General features: G+C 38.8%; 26 protein-coding genes and 1 tRNA gene. 21 read left to right on the forward strand and 6 right to left on the reverse strand.

The genetic code is table 11. The features are described 5' to 3' along the window. The first annotated feature begins 129 nt into the window (after window positions 1-129). The 9 genes from A2536_02300 (at window position 130) to A2536_02340 (ending at window position 9067) form a co-directional block, all read left to right on the forward strand. A complete protein-coding gene (locus A2536_02300) occupies window positions 130-801 on the forward strand; it encodes a hypothetical protein (protein ID OGF47444.1) in 672 nt (223 codons plus the stop codon). After that, entirely contained in the window at window positions 798-2126 is a 1329-nt protein-coding gene (locus tag A2536_02305; GenBank protein OGF47445.1) for a hypothetical protein, read from the forward strand. Before A2536_02300 ends, A2536_02305 begins: the two co-directional genes overlap by 4 nt. 242 nt (window positions 2127-2368) lie before the next feature. Beyond that, window positions 2369-3889 (forward strand): hypothetical protein, encoded by a 1521-nt coding sequence (locus A2536_02310; protein OGF47446.1) that lies wholly within the window; start codon window positions 2369-2371, stop codon window positions 3887-3889. A gap of 11 nt (window positions 3890-3900) precedes the next feature. Continuing rightward, a complete protein-coding gene (locus A2536_02315; GenBank protein ID OGF47447.1) occupies window positions 3901-4644 on the forward strand; it encodes a thioester oxidase in 744 nt (247 codons plus the stop codon). A 177-nt stretch (window positions 4645-4821) separates the two neighbouring features. After that, complete coding sequence (locus tag A2536_02320) at window positions 4822-5043, forward strand: hypothetical protein (GenBank protein ID OGF47448.1); 222 nt, start codon at window positions 4822-4824, stop codon at window positions 5041-5043. 272 nt (window positions 5044-5315) lie between these two features. Continuing rightward, window positions 5316-5540 (forward strand): hypothetical protein, encoded by a 225-nt coding sequence (locus A2536_02325; protein OGF47449.1) that lies wholly within the window; start codon window positions 5316-5318, stop codon window positions 5538-5540. A gap of 242 nt (window positions 5541-5782) precedes the next feature. Next, the gene (locus A2536_02330; protein ID OGF47450.1) at window positions 5783-6604 is read left to right on the forward strand and encodes a hypothetical protein; all 822 of its coding nucleotides are present in this window, start codon (window positions 5783-5785) and stop codon (window positions 6602-6604) included. 110 nt (window positions 6605-6714) lie between these two features. After that, window positions 6715-8592: a hypothetical protein gene (locus A2536_02335; protein ID OGF47451.1), complete on the forward strand. Its 1878-nt coding sequence runs from the start codon at window positions 6715-6717 to the stop codon at window positions 8590-8592. Between the two features lie 7 nt (window positions 8593-8599). After that, window positions 8600-9067 (forward strand): hypothetical protein, encoded by a 468-nt coding sequence (locus tag A2536_02340; GenBank protein OGF47452.1) that lies wholly within the window; start codon window positions 8600-8602, stop codon window positions 9065-9067. Between the two features lie 41 nt (window positions 9068-9108). Here the strand turns inward: A2536_02340 and A2536_02345 are convergent, their stop codons facing one another. Further along, window positions 9109-9798 (reverse strand): hypothetical protein, encoded by a 690-nt coding sequence (locus A2536_02345; GenBank protein OGF47453.1) that lies wholly within the window; start codon window positions 9796-9798, stop codon window positions 9109-9111. 388 nt (window positions 9799-10186) lie between these two features. Here A2536_02345 and A2536_02350 point away from each other — a divergent pair, with 388 nt between their 5' ends. After that, a complete protein-coding gene (locus A2536_02350; GenBank protein ID OGF47454.1) occupies window positions 10187-10996 on the forward strand; it encodes a transketolase in 810 nt (269 codons plus the stop codon). Further along, entirely contained in the window at window positions 10993-11931 is a 939-nt protein-coding gene (locus A2536_02355) for a transketolase (protein OGF47455.1), read from the forward strand. Before A2536_02350 ends, A2536_02355 begins: the two co-directional genes overlap by 4 nt. On the opposite strand, the gene A2536_02360 is transcribed toward A2536_02355, so the two are convergent. Together A2536_02360 and A2536_02365 are read right to left on the reverse strand one after the other, a co-directional pair. Then, the gene (locus A2536_02360) at window positions 11915-12115 is read right to left on the reverse strand and encodes a hypothetical protein (protein ID OGF47456.1); all 201 of its coding nucleotides are present in this window, start codon (window positions 12113-12115) and stop codon (window positions 11915-11917) included. The genes A2536_02355 and A2536_02360 overlap by 17 nt on opposite strands. 95 nt (window positions 12116-12210) lie before the next feature. Then, entirely contained in the window at window positions 12211-12600 is a 390-nt protein-coding gene (locus tag A2536_02365; GenBank protein OGF47457.1) for a hypothetical protein, read from the reverse strand. 146 nt (window positions 12601-12746) lie between these two features. Here A2536_02365 and A2536_02370 point away from each other — a divergent pair, with 146 nt between their 5' ends. Both A2536_02370 and A2536_02375 read left to right on the forward strand, forming a co-directional pair. Beyond that, the gene (locus tag A2536_02370) at window positions 12747-13094 is read left to right on the forward strand and encodes a hypothetical protein (GenBank protein ID OGF47458.1); all 348 of its coding nucleotides are present in this window, start codon (window positions 12747-12749) and stop codon (window positions 13092-13094) included. Between the two features lie 168 nt (window positions 13095-13262). Then, the gene (locus A2536_02375; protein ID OGF47505.1) at window positions 13263-16256 is read left to right on the forward strand and encodes a beta-galactosidase; all 2994 of its coding nucleotides are present in this window, start codon (window positions 13263-13265) and stop codon (window positions 16254-16256) included. 56 nt (window positions 16257-16312) lie between these two features. Here the strand turns inward: A2536_02375 and A2536_02380 are convergent, their stop codons facing one another. Next, window positions 16313-16996, reverse strand: a complete 684-nt coding sequence (locus tag A2536_02380; GenBank protein OGF47459.1) for a hypothetical protein — start codon at window positions 16994-16996, stop codon at window positions 16313-16315. Window positions 16997-17367: 371 nt separating this feature from the next. On the opposite strand from A2536_02380, the gene A2536_02385 reads away from it, so the two are divergent. Then, complete coding sequence (locus A2536_02385) at window positions 17368-18432, forward strand: hypothetical protein (protein OGF47460.1); 1065 nt, start codon at window positions 17368-17370, stop codon at window positions 18430-18432. A 24-nt stretch (window positions 18433-18456) separates the two neighbouring features. Here A2536_02385 and A2536_02390 read toward each other — a convergent pair whose 3' ends face one another. After that, window positions 18457-19563, reverse strand: coding sequence for a 2-nitropropane dioxygenase (locus tag A2536_02390; GenBank protein ID OGF47461.1), 1107 nt, complete (start codon window positions 19561-19563; stop codon window positions 18457-18459). A 186-nt stretch (window positions 19564-19749) separates the two neighbouring features. On the opposite strand from A2536_02390, the gene A2536_02395 reads away from it, so the two are divergent. The 6 genes from A2536_02395 (at window position 19750) to A2536_02420 (ending at window position 24445) form a co-directional block, all read left to right on the forward strand. Continuing rightward, entirely contained in the window at window positions 19750-20940 is a 1191-nt protein-coding gene (locus A2536_02395; GenBank protein ID OGF47462.1) for an MFS transporter, read from the forward strand. A 122-nt stretch (window positions 20941-21062) separates the two neighbouring features. Next, window positions 21063-21136: transfer RNA gene (locus A2536_02400), tRNA-Gln, on the forward strand. Between the two features lie 149 nt (window positions 21137-21285). Beyond that, on the forward strand, window positions 21286-22845 hold the full coding sequence (locus tag A2536_02405; GenBank protein ID OGF47463.1) for an AAA family ATPase: 1560 nt from the start codon (window positions 21286-21288) through the stop codon (window positions 22843-22845). Window positions 22846-22903: 58 nt separating this feature from the next. Next, entirely contained in the window at window positions 22904-23428 is a 525-nt protein-coding gene (locus tag A2536_02410) for a hypothetical protein (protein OGF47464.1), read from the forward strand. 206 nt (window positions 23429-23634) lie between these two features. After that, a complete protein-coding gene (locus A2536_02415; protein ID OGF47506.1) occupies window positions 23635-24141 on the forward strand; it encodes a hypothetical protein in 507 nt (168 codons plus the stop codon). After that, window positions 24113-24445: a hypothetical protein gene (locus tag A2536_02420; GenBank protein OGF47465.1), complete on the forward strand. Its 333-nt coding sequence runs from the start codon at window positions 24113-24115 to the stop codon at window positions 24443-24445. Before A2536_02415 ends, A2536_02420 begins: the two co-directional genes overlap by 29 nt. Before the next feature lie 2 nt (window positions 24446-24447). On the opposite strand, the gene A2536_02425 is transcribed toward A2536_02420, so the two are convergent. Further along, window positions 24448-25269 carry a hypothetical protein gene (locus tag A2536_02425; GenBank protein OGF47466.1) on the reverse strand — a complete coding sequence of 274 codons (822 nt, stop codon included), beginning with the start codon at window positions 25267-25269 and terminating at the stop codon, window positions 24448-24450. A gap of 334 nt (window positions 25270-25603) precedes the next feature. Here A2536_02425 and A2536_02430 point away from each other — a divergent pair, with 334 nt between their 5' ends. After that, a complete protein-coding gene (locus A2536_02430; protein ID OGF47507.1) occupies window positions 25604-26122 on the forward strand; it encodes a hypothetical protein in 519 nt (172 codons plus the stop codon). The last annotated feature ends 191 nt before the right edge of the window (window positions 26123-26313 follow it).

The following is a 26313-nucleotide window of genomic DNA, read 5'->3' on the forward strand; positions in this document are numbered from 1 at the left end:
CAGCATTTTTCTTTTGCATTTCAGTCATGCCTGTAATAGCCTAATATTTGATTTGTATGTATTTTTCTTGAAAGCATCGGGCGTTCGGTATATAATTTAAGGGATATCGGGTAAGAAAGGAATAAAAAGTTGAAAAAATCAGTGTATTCGGCGGTTATATTTGATTTTGACGGAACAATTGTGGATTCTATGCCGGATATACTTGCTTGCATGAAAGAGGCTTACGCGAAAGAAGGGGTTTTTGATGCAAAGCCGGAGCAGAAACATATCGGACCGCCTTTAATGGAATGTTTAAAAAATATAACTCCAAAACTTGATGTTTCTGTGCTGGAAAAAGTTTGCGGTAATTTTAAAAATGAATATGATAACTCCGATTATCCCCGTACGACAGTTTATCCCGGGGTAAAAGAAACCATTGAGTTTTTAAAAGCTGAAGATGCTAAGCTTTATTTGGTTACTAATAAACGTTACATTCCCACGTTAAGGATGCTTGACGCTTTCAAAGTAAAGGAATTTATTTCTGTTGTTTCTCCCGATATTAAAAGCGGTGAGCTGATGAATAAGACGGAAATGCTCGCGTATCTTTTGAAAAAAGAAAAAATAAAACCGGAAAACGCCGTCTATGTGGGGGATTCCGTAACAGATATAATAAGCGCCCATGCTAATGGAATTAAAGCAGTTGCGGTGACCTACGGCTATAGTACAAAGAAACAGCTTGAAAAATCCGGGCCGGATATTTTAATAAACAGCTTTAAGGATCTGATTAAAATAATTATCGCGGAAGATGAGGGTTTCAAATGACAATCACTAAGCTTGCGGCTTTATTTGCTTTTAATATAAGTATTCTTATGACTTTTATGTTCTTTATCTTATACTTTTTTTACAAAAGCGAGCGGGAGCTGAAATATCTGGCTGTTTTATTTTTTTCAACCGGGATTTATGCGATAGGTCAGTTTTCTATAGAAGAAGTAAAAATACCCGAGCAAATTATCTTTTGGCATAAGTTTGAGCATATCGGGGTTATATTGATGGCTCCGGCATGGTTGAATTTCTGTTATGAATATACCAAAAAGAAAAAAGATGTTTTGATCGGAATTCTGAATTATCTTTCTATAGCGTATTTGGGGATCCTTTTTACCACCCCGCTTTTGATTATAAATAATACGGCGCTTTATGGCGGTGAGTTTTTGCAGGGAAAAGAAGGTCCTGCATATTTTCTTATGATCTTGTCTCTCGGTGTTTCTCTTGGTTACGGGTATTATCTGATTGCGCAAAAAATCGTTCAAACAAAGCAATTTCATTCTTACAATATAATCTTGCTGATAGGTACGGCAATTGCCATACTTTTTGGAATCCATGATGTTTTAACCCTGCTAAAGATAAACATTTTAGGCATCAAGACTACCCTTTTTGAGTACGGTCTCTATTTGATGTCCTTCTCCCTTGTTTATTCCTGGGTAATAGCCCGGGGATTTCAGGAAAAAGAAATAATCAAAGATGTTTTTAAAAGATATGTTGCGTATCCCGTATTAAAGGACGAAGCAACCTTTAGTATGTCGGAAATCAGTATGGAGTTGGAGGTTTCTGTTATTTTTGCCGATATCAGAGGTTTTACCGCACTGTCTGAAAAATTAAAAGCAAGCGAGGTCGTTGACATTTTAAATAAATATTACTCCAATATGACTGCGATTGCCGAAGAATATGGCGGAATAGTGGATAAATTTATAGGTGATAATGTCATGGCCGTGTTTGGAGTCGGGGAAAAAGTAAAGAATCATCCGTTGCTTGCGGCCAGAGCTGCTTGTGATATGAGGGATAAAGTTCACAAATATTTCGGTCCGGAATATAAAGACATGATAAATATCGGCATAGGTGTGAATACCGGAAAAGTAATAATGGGGCCGATGGGTTCACATAGAAAGAAAGAGTATACTATTATAGGTGAGACGGTTAATATTGCAGCTTGCCTTGAAGATCGTGCTTATCGTAATCAAATATTGATTACAGGTGAAATACACAACAAGATAGAAAAGTTTGTAAAAGCCAAAAAACTTGATGAGCTTTGCCTGAAAGATAAGGAACATCCTGTTGCAATATATGAATTGGAGAGTATAAAGCAATATTAAGATCTAACAGGCTGCTCAAAAACTCATTTTTCTGTCATTCTCGCGCTGTGTCCGCCGATCTTCATGGTGGAAAGACGGGAATCCAGTTGTATTGAAAGTGCTTGCACAATAAGCATTTAAGGTTCTGAAAAAAAGAATTAACGTATTAAACTTCTAAATCTTGAGTTTTTTAGCAGCCTGCTAAACCCGAAGCTTTATTGGTTCGAGGGTATTACAAATTGAATATTTATAAGGGGAGAAATATGGCGGAAGAGTGGAAAGTTAAAACTGTAATAAGGGAGTTTTTCGGACTTTTTAAAGAATTGCCGGACCGGGCTTCCGGAACTTATCCTGAACAAAAAACTGCTTCGATGCTGCGCGGGTTTTGCCCGGCCCTTTTCGATGTTGAAGTAAAATTCACACCGTTTGCGGTTGACTTAAGCTCGGGTTCCTGGAATGTCTGCTTGCATTCATACATGTTTTTTCTTTCTTCTGCGGGAATATTTATACTTGGAAAACTGCTTCTTGCCTTCACTTCTTTTCCTTCGCCGTGGCAAACGGTTAAATTTTCATTTTTAGGGGAAGTGCCCTCGTTTTTTACCGTTGTAAGTATTTTCTTATGCGGGGGAATAGTATTTTCACGTATCATCTCCACTTATACGGGATGGAGTTTCTTCTCTTTCTTTATTCCCAACGCTGAATCAGGAAATATAATCTGTTCTACAAGAAGAGAGAAGGAACCGGCGGCGAGAAAGCTTGTAATATTAACCGCGCATTATGATACGGGGAGATGTCTTCCTTCTTTCGGAGGAATAAACGTTGGAAGCTCTTTTCTGGCAAAAATAGTAAAGAACGGTCTTTCTCTGGGGCCGATGATAGCAGCCTGTTTAATAACGTTGACACTTTGTATTCATCTTATTTTTGGACTTCACGGAGCTTTTTCTACAATACTGGTGATACTTTCTCTTCTTGCAGCGGTATTAATACTTATTGAGACTGTTATCTCCGATATTTCCGCTAATATGCCTTTTAATCCGGGATATAACGATAATCTTTCCGGTGCTGCCGTACTTGCAGGGTTAATGGAGATCGTCTGTCCTGCAGAAGTAAAACAACATTGGACGATCTCTTCTACTTTAAAGGAAAAACTTTCAGAAAGGGGCAGACAAGGTCCGGTTTTTCCAAATACAGATTTTGAATTTGTCTTTACGGGGTCTGAGGAAAACGGTCTAATGGGTGCCGTTGAGTACAGAAAGCAGATCCTTCAAAAACACTTTGATAAATACGGTAAAGATAATGTCTATATACTGAATTTAGACAGCATCTCCGGGAAATTTATAAGGTTCTTTAACTGCGAAAAGGATTTTGCAGGTATGAATAGAGGCGGAAACGATAAATTTATAGCAGAATTGGAAACTTTTATTAAAGAAAAGAGTTTTTCCGGGTCTGAACTGCTTAAATATTTCTCTAAAGAAGAAATAAAGAAGTATTTTATCGGGGAAGGGGCAAATTTAAAGTTGAATCTTATTCGTTCAAATGTTCCGATAAAGGCGTGCACGGATATGTCCTCTCTTGTTTCCCTTTTTGATAAAACTATAAACATTGTTACACTCGTTTCCAGGGAGACAGATGACAGGGATGACATTGGAATGCCGCGGGATTATCACAGTTTAACGGACACTTACGAGAAGATGGTAGAAGAAAATAACGGATATAATATGACGCCTGTGGTTTTTACGGTTTTTGCGCTCAATAGTATCGTGCGATATCTTGACGAAAAGTAGGAGTTCATTTTATGGATATAAATAGAGGCTTTTTGAAAGATACTGTAAGACAGGAGTTTGATTCTAGCGATACGGATCAAAATAAAGGAATAAAGCCTCCACCTATGGAAAAACCATGGGATGCTGTAAATCAGAGAAAATTCCGGCTTGTGAAGAAGAATGAGTGGACGTCAATCAAGACTCTTGATGTAGAAACTGCGATAGGAAAAAGACGGAGCCGGAGAAAATTTACTGATAAATTCATTACCTTAGAAGAGCTTTCTTTTCTGCTTTGGGCAACACAAGGGGTACAAAGAAAATTTGGAGATGCTGCTGCTTATAGAACGGTACCTTCTGCAGGAGCAAGACATGCTTTTGAAACTTATCCGGTAATTATGAATGTCAAAGGACTGGAAAAAGGTCTTTATAGATATCTGCCTCTCTCGCATGAACTCCTGCTTGAGTATCAGGATAATGATATATCTGATAAGCTGATTTCTGCGGCTCTGGGACAGCCGTATGCCGGGGTGTCGGCCGTTACTTTTATCTGGTCGGTAATACCCTATAGAATGGAATGGCGTTATGGTCCTGCATCGTATAAGGTGCTGGCGCTTGATGCCGGCCATGTTGCTCAAAATCTTTATATTGCCTCAGAGTCCATAGGTCTTGGTACCTGTGCAATTGCAGCATACGATCAAGCTCAAATGGATAAACTGATAAAAGCAGACGGAAATGATGAGTTTGTAATATATCTGGCTCCGGTAGGAAGAGTTTGACCGGAAATTTGAAGTTATCCTTGTTTTTGATGCTGAAAAAAAGAATAAAAATAAGTATAATAAATATCATAAGAATATTGTTTCTTTGTCTTAACTTTGTTTTTTTTGAGTTTTGTTCTTAGGTTTTGTTTAGTGCTTAGAATTTAGTTCTTAGTGATTGAATTTTAAGGGGGTTTTATGGATGAAAAAGCTATGATGGAAAAATGCAAGAAATATCTTAAGTCAGAGTATGGAGAGGATACTGTAAGTATGGATGTGACTAATAATGCTGTTAAGGAAGGGAATGGCGTATTGTCAGTTGATTGCACGGTTTCAATCGGCGGCTCGCATTCAGACTGGTCAAAAAAATTCACTTTTGTAAAAGGTGAAGTAACAAATATGACGTGGAGAAGAAGGTAAGAAAAGCAGGCAAAGCAAGTACAGCAGAGACAGCAAGAACAGGAAGAAAGTGGAGAAAAGTGAAGCAAGTTGAGCGAAGTCTAAATATCGAACCTTAAATCTTCGCGAAATCCGCCTAGGCGGAGGAAGCAGGGGAAGCAAAAACAGTAAAAGCAGCAATTATAGAAGATAAAAGCCTGGTCGCCTGCATTTAGGCGAGCAATCCGCCACGCTCTTTGGCGGAAAAAACAGAAAAAGCAGTAAAAACAGTGAATGAAAGCTGAGGTGATAGTATGGATGAAGAGGCTTTGATAGAGAAGGCTGAGGCGTATCTTAAGGAAATGTATGATGAAGATACTGTTTCAATGACTGTTACCAAAAATAAGGTTAATGAGGAAGGATTTGGAATACTTTCTGTTGAGTGTGTAGTTTCCGTAGACGGTGAGGAATCAGCCTGGGTTAAGGATTTTTATTTTGAGAATGAAGAGATAGTGGATATGGACTACGAGGAAAGGTGAAAACTCAATTACTAAGGTCAAAGCACTAATGACTAAACAATGACTAAGATTAAAGCACTAAGCACTAAAAAGGAAGATATCTAATATTAGTGCAACGATTTTGTTTAGTATTTAGAATTTAGTTATTAGTATTTGCTCTAAGTTTTGTTTAGTGCTTAGAATTTAGATCTTAGTAATTGATACTTTACCATACGGATTAACGAAGACGGCATTGGATTAAAATTTGAATAAAAGGTAACAACATGTCAATCAGGATCGGGACTTCCGGTTTTTCGTTTCTTGACTGGAAAGGTAATGCATATCCAAAAGAGATAAAGACGGCGGATATGCTTTCTTATTATGCCAATGATCTGAAATTTAACTCGGTGGAAGTTAATTTTACTTATTATGCTCTTCCGTCAGAAAAATCCTTTATGGGCATGCAAAAAAAAGTGCCCAAGGATTTTGTTTTTACGGTAAAAGGCAACCGTGGAACCACCCATGACCCGTTTGATTCAAGAATAATGCGGAAACCTTCTATTATGAAAGCGTATGAGGATACTAGAAAATTTGCCGGCGCTTTAAAGCCGCTTATTGCTGAAAATCAGCTGGGGTGCGTCTTATTGCAATTTCCTTTCTTTTTTAATCCCTCGGATGAAAATAAAGAGTATATTTTGAAATGCAAAGATATTTTAAAAGATATTCCGCTTGTTATTGAATTTAGAAGTACAGAATGGGCAAATCCTGAGACTCTACGGTTCTTAAGCGGAAATAAAATGGGGTTTTGCGCGGTGGACGAGCCAAAGCTTACGCGGTTAATGCCCTATATGCCGGAAGTTACTTCAAAAATAGGATATCTCCGGTTTCATGGCAGGAATAATAATTGGTTTAATGCTTCACTTGAAGAGAGGTATAATTATCTTTATAGCGAAGAGGAATTAAAAACATTTATCCCTGATATAAAGAAAATGGCAGGGAAATGCAATGATCTGTATATGTTTTTTAATAACTGTCATCAGGGTTTTGCCGTAAGAAATGCGAATAATTTAAGAAGAATTATTGAAGATAGTGAAAAAAGTGAGTGAAGTGGGGAAAGAAAAATAAGTACGAAGGAAGATGTACAAAGTGTGATATTTTGAGAAATATATAACACCATATATTGTAATTTGTAATTTTCTTTTAAAAGGAAGAACATATGAAAAAAAACAAGCTTTGGCTGCCTTCTGTTTTCTCGGATAATATGATGCTGCAGGAGGGGAAGGAAAATCTGATTTGGGGAAAAGCCGGTTCCGAAAGTAAAATTACCGTCACGCTGGCGGGTAAAATAATCAAAGGAAAAGCGGATAAAAAAGGGGTGTTTAAAGTAAACCTGCCTGAGTTGTCTTACGGCGGACCTTATACGATGACCGTACAGTCGGCAGAAAAAAAACATGTTATTAAAAACCTTCTTGTCGGAGATGTCTGGGTCTGCTCCGGGCAGTCTAATATGGCGATGATCGTAAAAGATTGTAATAATTCCATTAAAGAAATTAAGGCAGCAAGGTATCCGAAAATGAGGATATTTTCTGTTCCTCATATGTATGCGCTTAAACCTTTTTTGGATGTTAAAGGAAAGTGGGAGGAAGTTACGCCCTTCACCGTGGGGAAATTTTCGGCGGCAGGATATTATTTTGGAAGAGAACTTCATAAGAACCTGCACAAACCCATTGGGCTGATCGATACTTCATATGGCGGAACAAAGATAGAGTGGTGGATGAGCGAGGATGCCGTAAAAAACTTTAAAGGTTATGCCAAATTAAAAAGAAATAACCTGGAGGTAATCAAGAGAGCAAAGATACTTAAGAAACTCCGCCGGACGCCCAAGGATTTGCATAAAGATACCGGCAATGAAGGTTTGAAGCTGGGAATGGAGAAGAAAGATTATGATTTTCGGAAATGGAAAACAATAAATGCTCCGGGTTATTGGAATGAGAAGGGGCTTAATTTTGTCGGGGCTGTATGGCTGAAAAAAGAAGTTAAGATACCCAAAACCTGGATTAAATCTGATCTTGCTCTTGATCTTGGGCCTATTGTGGATTTTGACAACACCTATTTTAATGGAGAAAAAATCGGTTCGGCAGGAGATGATATTCCGGGGTTTTGGAATTACAACAGAAAATATCTTGTTCCTTCCAGGCTGCTGACGGCGGGAAGAAATAATATCACTATAAGGATATTTGCCGCTAATAGAGTCGGAGGTTTTGGCGCAGCTAAAGGTACTATGAGGCTTTCGGTGATAAATCATTCCGAACTTGGAAGTATCAGTCTTGAGGGGAAGTGGCGGTACCGGGTTGAAAGAAAACTTCCGGCGCTGGTTGGTATCGGAGAAGAATATTTTGATGACAGGACCTCGGGAACCCTCTATAATGCCATGGTCTCGCCCCTTGTTGGCTTTGGTATAAAAGGTTTCATCTGGTACCAGGGTGAATCAAATGCCGATAAACCAAAAGAGTACTTTGAATTAAAAAAACATTTTATCAATGATCTCCGCAAAAAATGGCAGGACATTCAATTGCCGTTTTATTTTGTGCAATTAGCCAATTTTAGCTTGGTTAAAGATGATTGGGCTGCCTTAAGAAAGGCCCAGCAGGATACATTAAAACTTCCCAATACAGGTATGGCGGTCGCAATTGATATAGGTGAAAGCGAGGATGTTCATCCGAAAAATAAACAGGACGTAGGAAAACGCCTTGCTTTCAATGCTCTTGCAAAAACGTATGGAAAAAATGTGGAATATTCCGGGCCTGTTTATAAATACATGAAAATACAGGGGAAGAAGCTAAGGTTTTATTTTGAGCATTCGGAGTCAGGGTTAAAAGCCGGAAGTAAACCTCTGTCAGGTTTTGAAATAAAGGGTAAGAACGGTGATTTTGTCAGTGCGAAAGCAAAGATAGACAAGAGAACAGTTATAGTGTGGAATGAAAGTATAAAAACACCGCTGGCTGTAAGATATGGGTGGGCAAACGATCCGAAATGCAACCTGTATAATAAAGCAGGGCTTCCGGCGGTTCCGTTCAAAACTAAGGAATTTTGAAAAATATATGACAAGATCAGAAGAAGCCGGAGCATATTTTTTATCGGGGTTTTCCTGTTCCCAGGCGGTGCTTTATGTTTTTGCCGAAGAGTTTGGACTATCTAAAGAGACAGCGCTAAAATTGGCTGAATCTTTTGGCGGAGGTATGGGCGGTATGGGAAAAACGTGCGGCGCGGTAACTGCTGCTTTTATGGTCATTGGACTGAAACATGGCCGTGTCGATGCGGGAGACGCTTCCAAAAAGGAAGAGACAAGAAGAGTTGTAAAAATGTTTTGTGAAGAATTTACAAAAATTTATGGTTCAATAAATTGCAGTGAGTTGTTGGAGTGTGACATGGATACCGCTTCGGGTAAAAAACAAGCAAAAGACAACGGACTCTTTGTTATGTTATGCCCCAAATATGTAAACACAGCCGTAAGTCTTTTAGAAAAGATTATCTACCTCGGGATAGAAGGTACTGACCTGAAATCATAATCAGACCGTGGATTTTACGTCTATATTAACAGAAATGGGGCTTAAACTGCTTTTTTGACTCTCATGAATTTTTTGGCTAAAACAGGCAGTACCGTAAGTAGTCCGAGCAAAACAAAACCGGCCAGCAGTCGTATTGAAAGCAGATCTCCCGGTTCTTCTATCCTGGAAAGATTATTTCCGGCGTTAGAATATATTAAAGTGGCGGGCAGTATTCCGAGAGCTGTGGTCCAAATAAAAGTTTTAAGATCTATTTTGGTAAGTCCGGCAATAATGTTCAAAAGAAAAAACGGCGGTATAGAAATAAACCTGAGCATTAAAATGTAGTTCTTTCCATTGTCGTTAATTTCCTTATTAAAGCCAAGAAGTTCTTTTTCGTACCTTTTTTGTATGTAGTTTCCAAGAAGATATCTTGAAGTCAGAAAAGCCAGTATAGCCCCGGCCGTAGCGCCGGCTAAAACATAGACCGTTGCGATTACCGTACCAAATAGAAAACCTCCCGCAATGGTAAGGACAAATGCGCCGGGAATGGAAAAAGCAGCCACTACAAAATAGATCCCGATATAAAATAATACGGTTAAAAAATAGTTATCTGCTACGTATCTCTTGAAGAAAGCACTGTTATTTTGGAAATCTTCAAAAGTTATATAGCTTGGAAGCCGGGTGAAATGCACGGCCGCAGCAAGCATTAAAACAATCAGGAGCAAAAATAGTATTATTGTTCTGTTTGACATGGTTGAATACTTTTAACATATTAAAGCTGGAAAGTAAAGGATAAGCTGAAACGTGGAGTTTTCCCATTTTCTGTTCCGATTCGTATTAAAGATTAAGTACAGTTGCATATTCCGTTATCCGCCTAGGTGGATAACGCAAAGATTTAAGGTCTGATATTTAGACTTTGCTCAACTCACTTCGCTCGAACAATTCAGCCTTTTTCCGAACATTTCTATAAATTTCTGTACGTTGCTCACAAGTCACAGAAAATAGGAAAACTCCGCTTGCGAAAAATCCGTTATGCCTCGAAATAATGGGGAAACTCCTGTAAGCTGAAACAGGAAGGATGAAAATACTTGATATAATAAGCAATAATGGTATAATTAACCTAATTACAAGGGAGTAAAAATGGCTGATCTTGATATGCTCAGGGCAAAGGCAAAGCAATTTAGAAGAGAAATACTGGAAACTATCAGCGGCGCGGGAGCAGGTCATCCTGGCGGTTCATTATCTGCGATCGATATTCTAACCTGCCTGTATTTTGGGAAATTAAAAGTTGATCCAAAAGATCCTTTGAAAGAGGGAAGAGACAGATTTATTATGTCTAAAGGGCATGCAAGTCCGGCTCTTTATGTGGTGCTTGCCAATAAAGGTTTTTTCGAAAAGAAAGAGTTAAAAAACTTTAGAAAACTAGGAGCTCTGCTTCAAGGTCATGTATACACAGGAGTTCCCGGTGTTGAACTTTCTACAGGCAGTCTGGGACAGGGGTTGTCTTTTGCAAACGGAATGGCTCTTGCGGGTAAATTAAAAGATTTACCTTTTAAAGTTTATTGCATGCTCGGGGACGGAGAAATGCAGGAAGGCCAGGTTTGGGAAGCCCTGATGACTGCCGTGCATCATCAGCTGGATAATATTTGTATCATAATTGATACAAATAAAGTTCAGCAAAACGGTCTTGTTTCTGAAATAAAAAATCTGGAACCCCTTACCCGGAAGTTGAAAAGTTTCGGGTGTGAGGTTATGGAAATAGACGGCCATAATATGGAAGAGATTTCAACTGCGTTAGAGGGATTTGGAAAAGTAAAAAATAAACCATATGTGATCAAGGCAAATACAATTAAAGGAAAGGGTGTTTCCTTTATGGAGTTGAACTCAAAATGGCACGGTAAGGCCCCAAATAAGGAAGAACTCGCTGCGGCGCTTAAGGAGCTTTTATGATCCAAAAAGCCATAAGAGACGGGTTCGGTGAAGCTCTTGCTGAAACAGGAATAAAAGATCAAAGGATAGTTGTATTATCCGGTGATCTGGAAGACTCCACAAAAGCAATAAATTTTAAAAATGCTGTGCCAAAAAGATTTTACAATCTTGGTATTGCCGAACAAGACCTTGTCGGAACTGCCGCGGGCATGAGCAGGGAAGGTTTTATCCCTTTCGTCTGTTCTTTTGCTGTGTTTTTAACAAACAGAGCGTATGATCAGATCAGGGTGACGGTCTGCTATAATAATTTTAATGTAAAGCTTGTTGCTTCTCATGGCGGCGTGACAGTCGGTTCGGATGGGGCAACCGCGCAATGCCTTGAGGATTTTGCAATTATGAGAGTGTTGCCAAACATGAAAGTAATTTGTCCCTGCGATGCTGTTGAAGTTAAGAAAGCGGTAAAAGCTCTTATTGTGGATAAAGGTCCTTCATATATGAGAACGGGAAGAGCTCCTTCGAATATAATTACGGAGGAAAATGATCCGTTTATTATCGGAAAAGCAAATGTTATGCAAGAAGGTAAAGACGCGGTTATAATAGCCTGCGGGATAATGGTTGCTGAAGCGTTATCCGCGGCTGAAATATTAAAAAAAGAAGGAATAGAGGCAGCCGTGCTGAATATGCATACAATTAAACCCCTTGATGAAGAGGCGGTTGTTTTCTGGGCTAAAAAGACAAAAGCAGTGGTTACGGCTGAAGAACATCAGATAATAGGCGGTCTTGGTTCGGCCGTTTCTGAGGTGTTATCTCTGGAATTCCCGGTACCGGTGGAAATGATAGGAGTGAAGGACTCTTTTGGCGAATCGGGAGAACCTGGGGAACTGATGGAAAAGTACGGGCTGAAAGATAAACATATTGTCCTGGCCGTAAAAAATGCACTTAAAAGGAAAAATTAAAACGAGAAAAGATATTTTGTTTTATGGCGAGTATGCCGCAGAAAACCACGTAGGTAACTCCGTGGATGTCCACCAGACAGGAACTCTGGTGAGATCTCGCCTCAGGCGGAAATGTGGCATGAATAATAAGCAAAACTTTTCCCGATAGGAAATATATCATAAAGCGGGATAAATTGAATTCCATTCGCCGAAACTCCGGACGTAAGTCCGCAGAGGTTCATTCTGAAGGATCAAAGATTGCTTATTGTTCAGGCGGTTTTGAAAACCACTTGCGCCTGATTAATCAGTGAAGCTATTTTTGCCTGTTGAATATTCTATGGCTGCAAGCATTTCCTGCATATCAAAAGGTTTGCCGATAAAGCCGGATGCCCCCATAGACATGCATTGGTTGTAATAGTATTCATTCCCATTGGCAGTCATCATTATTATTTTAATTGAAGAATCAATAAGCCTGACTTGTTTTAAAACATCGAAACCTGAGAGTTTTGGCATGTTTATATCGCATATTACAACATTAAATGATTCTTGCTTGATTTTTTTAATTGCGTCTGTTCCGTTTTTTGCTGTTTTGGTGCGATATCCGTTAGTTTCCAGAATATCTTTAAGAAGATCCCTTATCCATTCTTCATCGTCCACAATCAAAATTGCAGTTTCTTTTTTGTCGGTCATAGAGCCCCCTTTGCGCTATGTGGTTAAATTATTAATGCGACGCTTAGTGCTATATACAAAGTATAGCGCAAATTGGTATTATAGTCAATAGCATATGTGTGTGTATGGTCAATACACAAGAGAGGGGATATCCCCTATACTGGGCTATGAAAAAATATATAAGTGATTTATATAGGGATATCGGGAAAAAAATAAGGGTATCCCGGAATAATCTGGGAATGACGCTTGAAGAACTGGGTGAAAAGGTTGAGAGAGATTGGAGCTACCTTTCTCAGCTTGAAAGAGGAAGGGCAGTTCCTTCAATAGATACGCTTGTGAGGATCTCTGAGATTCTGGAAATACCTTTGCCTGAGTTGTTTGAGAGTGAAAGCAAAAAGAAGGAGTATAAAACCGACCCTTATGTAAATAAAATTGCATATATATTGAAAGACAAAAGCAATAAATATAAAAAATCCGTTACAAAGCTTCTTTCCCAGATAACCAATAAAAGTTGACCCTCGGTGCTGGGCGTGCCTGGTTAATGATATCTTCCGTATAAAATGAACCCGGATGTTAAGGTTTGGTTTTGTTGATGAACAATACGGGGAAAACAGATGAGAAATATAAATATTAAAATAAATACCTTGCCGATGATACTGGTTGGAGAAATGAAATCCTGGGAGATGCCGGAGCTTACCAATATTAATAAGCTTCCGCCCAGGGCTACTTTTTATTATTATAAAAATGAAAAGGATGCGGCGAGTACAGACCGTTCAAAATCACCGTTTATTAAGTTTTTAAACGGGAAATGGGATTTTAAAATAAAAAAGAACCCGTATGAAGCGACTGAAAGCGGGCTGAACTCCGGCAAATGGTCAAAGATAGAAGTTCCGGGTAACTGGACTATGCAGGGTTTTGGCCGGCCGCATTATACTAATGTTCAAATGCCCTTTAAAAACCTTCCTCCTTCTGTTCCAAAGGACAATCCAACCGGGATCTACCGTACAACATTTACTTTACCCTCAAATTGGAAGAAAAGACGTACTGTAATTCATTTTGGCGGCTGTGAAGGAGTGTTATATGTTTATGTAAATAAAAAAGCTGTTGGGATGAATAAGGATGCCAGGACTCCCGCTGAATTTGATATTTCGAAGGTTCTAAAGAGCGGAAAGAATGAAGTTATATGTGTGGTGGTTAAATGGTCCGATGCCACTTTTCTTGAGGACCAGGATCACTGGTGGCAGGCGGGTATTCAAAGGGAAGTGTATATCTATTCCACGTCAACCCCTCATATTCAGGACCTCTTTGTAAAAGCAACTTTTAAAGATAATTATAAAAAGGCTGAAATAGACGTTTGTGTGAAAATTGGTTTTCCCGGAGAAAAACATTTTAAAAAACCGGTTAGTATTTCGTTAATTGACAGCACCGGGAAAATTGTTGTTAAAAGTAATATTGAAGCAATCTCTTATGTCAATACCGAGAGAAAGTATCTTCTGAATATTAAAAACCCTGTGCTTTGGAATGCTGAAGCGCCTTATCTGTATTCTATCGTTATTGTTCACGGAAAAGGCAGTAAAAGAGAGATTGTTTCCACAAAATTTGGTTTCAGAGAAATAAAGATTGAAAATAGAAATCTGTTAATAAACGGAAAAAGAGTGATGATCCGGGGTGTCAACAGGCATGATCATGACGATACGAAAGGAAAATATATAAGCAGAGAGGTTATGGAAAAAGATCTTAAGGTTATGAAAAACTTTAATATTAACGCGGTTAGAACCTCTCATTATCCGAATGATCCTTACTGGCTTGAACTTTGCGACAAGTACGGACTGTATATTGTTGATGAAGCTAATCTGGAAGCTCATGCGTTTTACCATGAACTGTGCAGGGACAATAGATATACTTCCGCGTTTCTAGAAAGAGCCGTAAATATGGTTGAGCGGGACAAAAATCATCCTTCAGTAATATTCTGGTCGCTCGGTAATGAAAGCGGGTATGGGCCGAATCACGATGCAATGGCGAATTGGATAAGAGGTTATGATAACACAAGGCCGATTCACTACGAAGGAGCTACTGCGGATTGGTCAAAAGGAAGATCTGCTACGGATGTTATATGTCCTATGTATCCTTCTATTGAAAAAATAGTGAAGTGGGCAAAAACCCCGGGTAAGAATGAGGATAGGCCCCTGATCATGTGCGAGTTTTCTCACGCGATGGGTAATTCCAACGGTTCCTTTGCCGATTACTGGGAAGCTATAGAAAAGTATCCGGGTTTGCAGGGTGGTTATATCTGGGAATGGCTTGATCACGGTATTAAGAAAAAAACAAAAGACGGGAAAGAATACTGGGCTTACGGCGGTGATTTTGGTGATTTTCCTAATGATGCAAATTTTGTAGCTGACGGAGTTGTCTGGCCGGACAGGACTGCGCATCCGGGGCTTTATGAAGTTAAATATATTTATCAACCGGTAAAAGTGGAAGCGGTTAATCTTCATTCCGGTTTGGTGAAAATTACAAATAAAAATTTCTTTACTGATTTAACCCGGCTGAACGGAAAATGGGAATTAATAATTGACGGAAAGTATATTATGGGTGGTTTCCTTCCGAAATTGACAGTTGCTCCGGGTAAGTCAAAGATATTTAAACTGAAATATTCGGAAAAATTGACAGGGAAAAGCGGAGAAAAATATATCAATTTTGTATTTTCCCATGTCGAAAATAAATATTGGGCTTCGGCCGGAGCTGAAGTTGCTGCAGAACAACTCGTCTTTCCTGAAAGCAAGGTTGTTAAATCCGGAAACAAGAAAATTAACCCCCGGATTGCAAAAACAAAAAAAATGATTTCGGTGGTTTTCGGGGAGCTGACAGCAAAATTTAATATTGAAAAAGGTTTTCTGGTTTTTTTTGGAAAAGAAGAAAATATCATTACGGAAGGTCCGAAACTTAACATATGGAGGGCCGCCGTGGATAACGACGGTATCAAACTTGTTCCTCAAAGAAATACGGTTTTGAAAAAATGGAAAGAACTTGGTTTGCCTTCTGTTGAGCTTCGATTAAAACGAGCTAAGCTTGTTTGGAAAAACGGCAAAGCGGCAGTAGTAATAACGCATACAGGCAGCGGCAGGAAAAAATGGACTGATTTTAAGCATATACAGGAATATACATTTTGTTCCGGTAAAATGCAGATAAAAAATAAAATAATCCTTGGAAAGGGGATAAACGATATTCCGAGGGCAGGGGTGGTTTTAAAGATTAAAGAAGGATTTGAAGACCTTGTTTGGAATGGCCGGGGCCCCTGGGAAAATTACAGTGACAGAAAGTCATCCGCAAAACTGGGAATATATTCAGGTACTGTTACTGAACAGTACGTACCTTACATAATGCCTCAAGAGCACGGGCATAAAACAGATACTCGCTGGTTTAGCTTATCAGGAAAGAAGAACGTTTTGGTTGTTGCAGGGCAACCGACATTTGAGTTTAATGTGAGCCATTTTTCAGACGGGGACCTTTTTAAAGCGACACATACCATTGATCTTAAACCAAGAAAAGAGACTATCGTACATATAGACCACGCTCATAGAGGGCTCGGAACCATGTCATGCGGGCCTGATACTCTTGATAAATATAAGTTGTTGAAGAATAAATATGAATTTACTTACACTGTCGGGATTGATTAATTAAATAATACTACATTAAATTGTCAATTGTCATTCGTAAATCGTCAATAGCTTCTTTAGAAGCCGAATCCTACGGTCAAAACAAAACTTCCGAATATTGAACCTGCAATTCCTGCAGTTAAATTCTTTGCGCAAAAGTGTTGTTTTGGACGGGTTGAATTGATAGCTTCTAAACCGGTCATAATTGCTGCAGATACAAGGAACCCTTTGATCCTGTCTCCTGTTTTAGATCCTCCATTTTGGGCGAACCCTAAAAAGGCCAGAGCAGATATTGTTGTTCCGAATTGAAAATCCAGCGTCTTTGTAGTATCATTCCAGGAATCTCCGGGTCTGAGAACAACAAGATCGTCGTAAAAACTCTCCCATTTTATACCTTCATTATTGACTTTTACTGACTCAGCGTACCATTCCGCGGTTCCTTCTGCAGGAATATAATACTTGCCTTCAAAGTTTGGCTTTGGTTCTTTAATAAGTACTTGTTTGTTGTCCGTTCCAACAGTTTTAGTTATTGTTTTTTGATCCGTAGGCTGGATATTCATTATTGTTTCGCTTTTCTCAGGCGGGGTTATTTTTTCAGGTGAAAGGCTGACGTTCTTTTTTGATTCTGGAATATCAATTGTAATAGTGCCTTTATTTTCCGAAGCCTGTTTTTGCTTCTCTGCGGTATTTCCTTCAGCCCGGACAGAAACAGTGATCGTCAATATTGCGCTTATCACCAGGAACAAACCCTTTTTTAACATAATTCCCCCTATAAAACAAAATTATATTACATGTCTAATATATTAGTAGCATATTTTTAACAAAAGTTCAAAACTATTAAATTTGAAAATATGTAGAAATGTTATTATTTGTTATAGCTAAATTCATGTTTTTATGACGTTATGCCAAAGAAAACCACGAGTAGCCTGTCCGTCAGAGTTTCTGCCGAGATCTCGCCCTTAGCGGATCCGCCAATCTTTTAGGCGGATGAGCTCGTGGTCCGCCTTGGGCGGATCCTATCGTCGAAACTCCGTGCGTAAGCTCGGAGAGGTTCATTGGCTTTTTCTTTATGGAAAAACACCTTTATTTTATATACAATATAATACGATGAGATACGACAAACGGAGGAACAATGAATTCAAAAGAAAGAGTACTAAGAGCGGTTAATCATAAGTTGGCAGATAGAACCGCTATTACATTTGATGCGGAGAAGGAAGTATATCAGATGCTTTTTAAGCATTTTGAGACCAAGGAAAAAGAAACACTTTTTGACAAACTGAATGTTGATACCTGGATGATTCTTCCCCGGAATTATATTTATCTTGCCTCTGATTCCGAAAAAATAGAAAAAACAAGTATTTGGGGTTTTAAATCCAGGGTAACTGCTTATTCAGGCGGAACCTATGAAGAGATCTTTCATAGTCCGCTTGCGGGTAAAGATGAACTTTTTGATATAAAGAATCATAACTGGCCGGATAATGATATTTTAGACTTTTCACAATTTGTCCCGGAGGCAAAAGCGCATTCTGACAGAGCTATAATAGGTACTTTTACCTGGGGTGCGTATTTTTTAGCCTCCATGGTACGGGGAATGGAAGATCTTATGATCGATATGGTCGCCAGAAAGGAATATGCCGATCATTTGATCAAAACTATCTCTGAAAAAAGCGAGTATTATCTTACTAAGATGCTGGAAGAACACGGGGAGGGCATAGATATTGTCTATATGGCTGACGATACCTGTTCCCAGCTTGCGCCTCTTTTTTCCCCGGAAACCTTCAAGGAGTTTGTAGCTCCTTATTTGAAAAAATTTACAAGTGTAGTTCATAAACACAATAAGAAATTTCTTCTTCACACTTGCGGGAGCGTCAGAACTTTCCTGCCGCAAATTATTGATTGTGGTGTGGATATGCTTGAACCAATACAGATAACTGCAGAAGGAATGGAGCCGGCGGGTTTGAAACGGGATTTTGGTGAAGATATATGTTTTTACGGAGGTGTTGATCTTCAAAAAGTTCTCTCAACGTATTCTTCGGAAAAAGTTTCCGATGAAGTAAAAAGACTTATTGATATACTTGGTAAAGATGGCGGGTATATTATGGGTCCGGGACACACCTATATTCAGCCGGATACTCCCCTGAAAAATATTTTAGCGATGTATAAAACTGCAAACGAATACAGACCATATAAAATATAAGACCTAAAATAAGTTTTTTAGAGTTTAAACCTTGGGTTCGGATTGCTTCTCTACGGCTTTACTGTACTCTTCGGAAAGGGAATCAATAAGTTTCTGGACGGAAACTATTTCTGTAACTCTATAAGCATTTTTTCCCGCAAAAGCAAAACCGTGGTCCATTTCCCCTTTTTGAGCATTAAGAAGGCTTAAAGCAATACAATAAGGGGCGTTAACTACATCACAGGTGATTATGCAATGGAAGGGGCATTCAAAGGGTTGTTTCTTTCCTTTTTCCGAATCTTCTATAAATTTATTCTTAATGGCTCGGCCGGGCATTCCGACAGGGCTCTTAATAACAACCATATCTTCTTCTTTGCAGTCTAAATAGGCTTGTTTAAATATCATATCGGCATCACATTCGTCGGTGGCGACAAAACGGGTAGCCATCTGGACTCCGGAAGCGCCTAGATCAAGGAATTTCTTAATATCTGCTCCGGTAAATATTCCACCGCCTGCTATTACGGGTATTTTTTTGCCTGTGGCTTTTTCTGTTTCTTTAGCCACTTTAAGGACTTCTACTACAAGTTTTTCCAGAGTATATTCCGGGTCATCAATGTTTTCCAGTTTAAAGCCGACATGACCGCCTGCCATAGGTCCTTCTACAACAAATCCGTCAGGGACGTAGTTATATTTATCAATCCAGCGTTTTGCAAGTATTTTAGCTGCCCTTCCGGAAGAAACAATAGGTACCAGTTTCGTTTTTGCACCGCCTTCTAAAAACTCAGGAAGGTTCATGGGAAGCCCGGCTCCGGAGAATATAATATCCACGCCTTCTTTTATAGCTGTTTTTGAAAGCTCTGCGTAATTAGTGAGCGCGTACATAATATTAACGCCAATCAACCCCTTGGTTTTTTCTCTGCATTTTTTTATTTCTTTGGCAAGCGCGCGGTTATTTGAACCGATGAAATCTTCCTTCAAATCCGGCTCATTTAGTCCGATACCGGGGGTTGCCAATACACCAATACCTCCGGCGTTTGCAACTGAGGATGCTAAGCCGTTTAAAGAAATAGCCACACCCATACCGCCTTGAATTATTGGAACTTTTGCTATAAGACCGCCGATGTTTAACTGCGGTAAAATATGATTAACCAAAAATACTCCTTTTTTAAGAATACCTAGAAAATCCGCATGCTCTCAGGCCAGAAAGTCTATTTTAATAAAATACTCAAAAAATATTATACCCTTTTTATTTTAAAAAAGCAAATATAATTAAATATTTTCATATAAATAATTTAATATTTTTGCTATATATATTATAAGTCTTGGAAAAGGGAGAATATGGAAAGTACAAAAGAAAAGTCCGGAAGTATTATATTTTATATCTCTTTAATGGGATTTTTCGGGATATTTACTACTACAATTTCTAAAAATCCTGTTTTACCTTATCTGGTAAAGTCTCTTGGCTCGGGGGATCAAGTGCTGGGACTCATTTCTTCAATATCGCCTTTAGCGGGTATAATGTTTTCTTTTCCTGTGGGAGTAATGGCGGATAAGCTCGGAAAGAAATTTCTTCTTAGAGCCTCTGCGTTTGTTTTTTTATTGGCGCCGTTAATGTATCTTCTGGTAACCAATGCGTGGTATTTGATCCCTGTAAGATTTTTTCACGGAATGGCGACGGCAATACTTGGGCCTATTGCTTCTACAATAATAGCTGAAGCGTATGATAAGAATAAAGGTGAAAAATTGGGTGTATATTCCTCGACAACTCTTATAGGCCGAACTCTTGCTCCTCTTGCAGGCGGTGCTATAATTGCTTTCTTTTCTTCGCAGGGTGAGCTTTTTAGTTATCGTGCCGTATATTTTATTGCTTTTTTATTCTCAATCCCTGTGGTAGTAGGTGCTTTTATGGTTAAGACCGGTGAAACTGCGGTAAAAAAAAATCCCGGACTGACGGCGTTTTTTGAAAGTCTAAAATATATAATCAAAAATAAGGCAATACTTGCTACAGCCCTGGTAGATCTTTCTACATATTTTTCTTTCGGTATTTTTGAGACATTTGCTCCGGGCTATTTGAAAACGATCGGATACAAACCTCAAACTGTCGGTTTAATATTTTCTTTGCAAATACTTTCTATAGCGCTTACAAAACCTTTGTTTGGAAAACTGGCAGATACTATAGATAAACGTTCTCAGATTGCCTGCGGTTTATTCACACTTGGCTTTGCGGTTGCTGCTTTACCGTTTGTAACTTCTTTTACCGCGGTGCTTGGGGTAAGTTTACTCTTTGGTCTTGCCATGTCTTTTTCAACGGTGGCTACAAGCGCCTATGTTGCGGATGTGGCAAAGAAAGAACAGCTTGGAGCTTCGATGGGCGCTCTTTCTTCAATAATGGACATAGGCCATTCCACAGGCCCGTTAATTGCGGGAAGTATTATTGCCGCCTTCTCCGTTACCGCAGGTTTTATGTCGGGCTTTATTCTTGCGGCGGCAATAACAGTAATGTTTCTATTTGTTGCATATCGAAAATAATGAAAACCGTCTGTTAAAGAATTTTGTTGCAAAATAGGAACGGTTTTTTCTGATGGAAAAGCAATATCCTCTGTGTTATAATAACTTTCATAAATTTTAGTTGAAAATTTAGTAATTAAGGATGCCGGATCGTCTAATGGTAGGACTGCAGACTCTGAATCTGCCTATGGAGGTTCGATTCCTCCCCCGGCAACCAAACTACGCTTTAAATAGCTGACCAGAATAAATTTGCATACATTATGCCACTACGTGAAAACCCGTAACCCGCCACTCGTTACCCGTAACTATTTTTGGTGACTTCTCTTTTCTCTACCTCTTTTTATTTGTAAGGTATATAATAACCTTATGAATGAAATCGAATTAAATGAAGGGTTTGTAAAGGCATTTACTGCTTGCGAGGAAACTTCGAAGCATGTCTTTATTACTGGGAAGGCGGGCACCGGCAAGTCGACTTTCCTTCAATATTTCAAACAAAACACGAAAAAAAAGATAGCAGTTATCGCGCCTACCGGGGTTGCCGCGCTTAATGTAAACGGGGAAACGATACATTCATTTTTTGGCTTCCTGCCTGATATCACACTTGAAAAAGTAAAAGTCTCCAAAAAGAAAAATAGAGAACTTTTCAAAATAATTGATGCTATTGTCATTGATGAGGTGTCGATGGTAAGGGCTGATCTTATGGATTGCATAGATAAATTTCTCCGGATAAACGGAAAGGACAAGAAAATACCTTTTGGAGGCGTACAGATGATATTTATCGGGGATTTATACCAGCTTCCGCCTGTAGTGACCTCAAAAGAGAAAGAAATGTTCAAAACACTTTATAAAAGCCCTTATTTTTTTTCAGCGGAAGTCTTTCGGGACCTGGAAATGGTGTTTATGGAGTTTGAAAAGATTTACCGGCAGTCCGAAGAAGGTTTTATCCGGCTTTTAAATAAGATCCGGAATAATACCATAGGGGAAGAGGATATTAAAATATTAAACCAGCGGTACGGGGCAAAATTTGAGGATAAATCAAGTTCTAAATACTTTATATATCTGACGACAACTAATAAGGCAGCTACTGAAATAAATGAAGAACAGCTTTTAAAGTTAAGAGGCAAACAGCATGAATATGAAGCAGAAACGGAGGGTAACATTGAAAGCGGGCATTTTCCGACTGACAGTATTCTCCGTCTTAAAAAGGGCGCTCAGATAATGATGTTAAACAATGAACCGACCGGAAGATGGGTGAACGGGACACTCGGGACCATAGTTGATTTTTATAAGAATACGGATGGTTCAGAAGATTGTATCGTTGTTGAGTTTTCTGACGGAACAATTGAGGAAGTAAACTCAAACACATGGGATATTTTTCACTACAAATATGATAATAAAAAAAAAGCGCTTGAGTCCGAAATAACAGGAAGTTTTACACAGTATCCGATGAAACTTGCCTGGGCCGTGACGATACACAAGAGCCAGGGGAAGACTTTTAACAGGGTTAGAGTTGACTTCGGTTCAGGCACTTTCGCTCACGGGCAAGCGTATGTCGCTTTAAGCAGATGTACCTCTTTTGGCGGTCTGATACTTGAAAAGCCTCTAAAGAAAAATCATATTCTGATGGACTGGCGTGTAATTGAGTTTACTACCAAATATCAGTATAAGATATCCGAAGAAAGTATGCCTCTTATAAAAAAACTCGAAATATTGAAAGAAGCGATAAAAAACAAGACAAGACTTGAAATAATCTACCTTAAAAACAGCGATGAAAAATCAAAAAGAATTATTCTTCCAAAAAAAACAGGAGAAATGGTTTACAGGGAAAAAACCTTTTTGGGGCTCATTGCATATTGTGAAAACAGAGAGGAAGAACGGACTTTTAGAGTAGACAGGATTTTGGAAATAAGGCCGGTTCCGGCCTGATATTAAGTAGAGATGGGTAAAGAGATGGCACAGATAAAGAGTTGCCAGAGGGATTGATATGTTTAAAAGGTATTGTGTTTTATCGGGTTTATTGTTTCTGGCATTTTACTTGACCGGTTGTGCCTCAATTTCCAGAGGCGGTCGTACGCGCAGTGATGAAACCCGTACAAGCCGGGAGCAAAACAAAGTTTTCACCGGGAATCCGGGACAAAAGATAATAAAAGCAGGTGAATTCATAGCTTTTGAAAAAAAACGCGTAATACTTGGAAGCTGTTGGGATTTTATAAATGCAGTATATAATGAAGCGGGTTATACTGAGAACAAAAGAGTTGTAGTTTTCAAAGGAAGTCAAAATGGTCCCTATGCTAATCCGGGTGAACTTAAGGCGGGCGATTGGGTGATGCACATCAACATTGAATTCAACAATGTCGAACATAGCAGTATCTTTATCAGGTGGGTTGACAGGGGAAGAAAAATCGCAAAGGTTTTAGACTACGCCGGAATGAATAAAGCGCAACCCGGCGGGTATGATGAGCATACTTATTCAAAGATATTTTGCATAGTCCGTCCGACGGAAGAGTGAGAAGAGGATTTACGATTGACAAATGACAAGTGACAATTTATTGTACGCGGAGGAAAGATCCGCGGTATTATAGAAAAACATTACATATTAGTAAAATAAATATCGGTGATAGATTTAAATCGCCTTCCTGAAATTGTCAATACATGGTGGACGCAGACATCAAAAGAAAGCTATTAACCTGGAATTTGTACGGGAGTAAAGAAAAAATGGAAGAAATCAATATTGTGATAGCGGGTGATGAGGCTTCTATTGAAAAAATAGAAGCGCTGGCAAAAGAGATCTGGATAGAACATTATCCGCCGGTAATTTCAATGGAGCAAATATTTTACATGCTTTTTAAATTTCAGACAGCTGATGCTATAAAGAAACAAATAGAAGACGGGTATATGTATTATCTTATTTTAGACAAAGTAGCGGCAGAGCTTGGCTACCTGGCAATTTTCCCCCGGGGAAATGAGCTGTTTTTGAGTAAATTATATATTAAAAAAGAATATCGCGGGCAGGGGCTGGGCAGACAGGCTTTGGAATTTGTTGAACATGTAGCTAAACAAAATAAGCTTATTAAAATTACTCTTACTGTAAATAAAAATAATTTAAACTCCATTAATGCTTATCTTAAGACCGGTTTTATTAAAACGGAAGAGGTGGGTACAGACATAGGCGGCGGGTTTTTCATGGATGACTATGTTATGGAGAAAAACCTTGAGAGTTAAAGTGAAAAATAAATCCTGGTATGTCTACATATTAAAATGCATTGATGGAACATTTTACACCGGGATAACCAATGATATAAAAAAACGGATAGAAACTCACAATAAAGGAAAAGGTGCAAAATATACAAGAGGAAGGGTTCCCGTTGAAATAGTATACAAGAAAAGATGTAAGGATAAATCCGGTGCTTCAAAGAAAGAAGCCAGGATAAAGCAGTCGGGTAAAGCCGTTAAATTGGAAATAATTAATAAATATAAACAGAAAGAGGGACAGTCCAATAAAGGGCCGTCCCTCTTGAAAAAATAACTTTACTTTCCGTCGGGATTTATCATCATCATAGTTTTGTCGCCGAGCATGGTTTGCGGCAGCTTGCCGTCCCATTTCTTAATCCATTCTAATGAGACGATATCCTTGGTTACACTGGTCTTCATGAGCTCCTGCTTCCTTGCTTCACCTTCGGCTTCTAAAATAGTTTTTTCTTTATACTCTCTAGCCTGCATCTTCTGATATTGAGCTGTTTTGATTTTCTGTTCTTCTATCTGCTTTTTCTCAACGATATCGTTAAACTCCTTGGCAAAGTCTATGTCCACAATATTGGTGTATTCCATGACGATATCATAAAAGACCAGACGCTTTTTCAGTTCGGCATCTATTTGATCTCTTAGTTTCTGCCGTTCCATAACTATATTTTCTACCGGAAAATTAGCAACTGCTGATTTTACAACTTCTGCCGTTGCCGGGACAATGACTTTTGCGGCATAATCTACGCCAACTCTGGTAAAAAGTTCATTTACTTTATTATTTTCCAGATGATAGTTAAGTACTACATCTACAACTACAAGCTGAAGGTCTTTTGACATACCTTCTGCTTTAATATCCAATCTCTGTGTTTTTACGTCAAAATGATAGACATGTTCAATCATCGGCGCTTTTAAATGTGCGCCCTGCGGTGTAGTCCTGGTTTTTCCCGAGATTTCGTTGAAAACAACTCCTACCTCCCCGACATCTACCGTGTACCAACAGCCAAAAAACATTACCAGGGCTATTATTACAATAAATCCTAACCCTGCCCACCTGAAAATACTCTTTATATCAAAATCCGGCATTTTATTTACCTCCTTTATTGGCATAGATATCTCCTTTTACTTCTTTTCGTTCCTTGAAGACATTCCTCTTACTGTCCATCCGATAACAAAACCGACAAATAAAAACAGCAGTGCTACCGCTCCTACTTCATAAATCATCTGATCACCTCTGCTTTTTGAATTTAGTAAACGTATTATATAGTATTAATAGGGCATATTCAATTGCTTTAATATTTTGAAAATATGGCGGAAACCTGATAAAATAATACAATGTAAAATCCGGGAGGGTTAAATGAAAAAAGTATTGATTGTGATCGGGATTTTGATTGTTGCAGGAGTTATTGCTTTCTTTTGGTTCGGGGATGACTACGGGAAGCTGATGAAAGAGTACGGTTCTTTGGTGGAGCCGAGAATGACGGAGTATTCCGACCGGAAGATGCTGGAATATATGGGAACGGGGGATCCGAACACAGTTGCAAGGACTGCTTTTAATGCTCTTTTCAAAACGTACTATGGGCTTAAAGGTATAGACAAAATGAAGGCTATTGCGCCAAAAGCAAGATGGGCGGAAGTAGATATAAATAAAAAAAGCGAATGGGTCGGCCTGTACGGAGTTCCGGTGCCGGAAACAGTAACAGAACTACCCCCGGGTTCTGATTCCAATGTTAAACTTGTGACCTGGAAATACGGAGAAGTTGCAGAAATTCTTCATGTCGGACCCTATGCGGAAGAAACGGCAAATATAGAAAAACTTAAAAAATTCATTACCGATAGCGGATGTAAAATTGCAGGAGAACACGAAGAAGAATATATAAAAGGACCCGGAATGTTCGGGGCCGGTGATACAAAGAAATATCTGACGATAATTAGATACCGGGTGGAAAAGAAAAAGAAATAATTACTAAATTAGAAATTCTAAACAATGAAGTTTTAATTAAAAGGGGCTGTCAAAACCGGCAGTCCCTTTTAATTTGGGTTGAGTTTTATGTGTTTTTCCTGTATAGTAAATATAAGATTAGTTAAATTGAAGATTCCGCAAAACATGATCTAGTAGTTTGTCCCATCTGTTTGTATCAGTGGAATCCTAAA

It is taken from the genome of Candidatus Firestonebacteria bacterium RIFOXYD2_FULL_39_29 (assembly GCA_001778375.1).
In the GTDB taxonomy this organism is placed as follows: Bacteria; Oederibacteriota; D2-FULL-39-29; order D2-FULL-39-29; family D2-FULL-39-29; genus D2-FULL-39-29.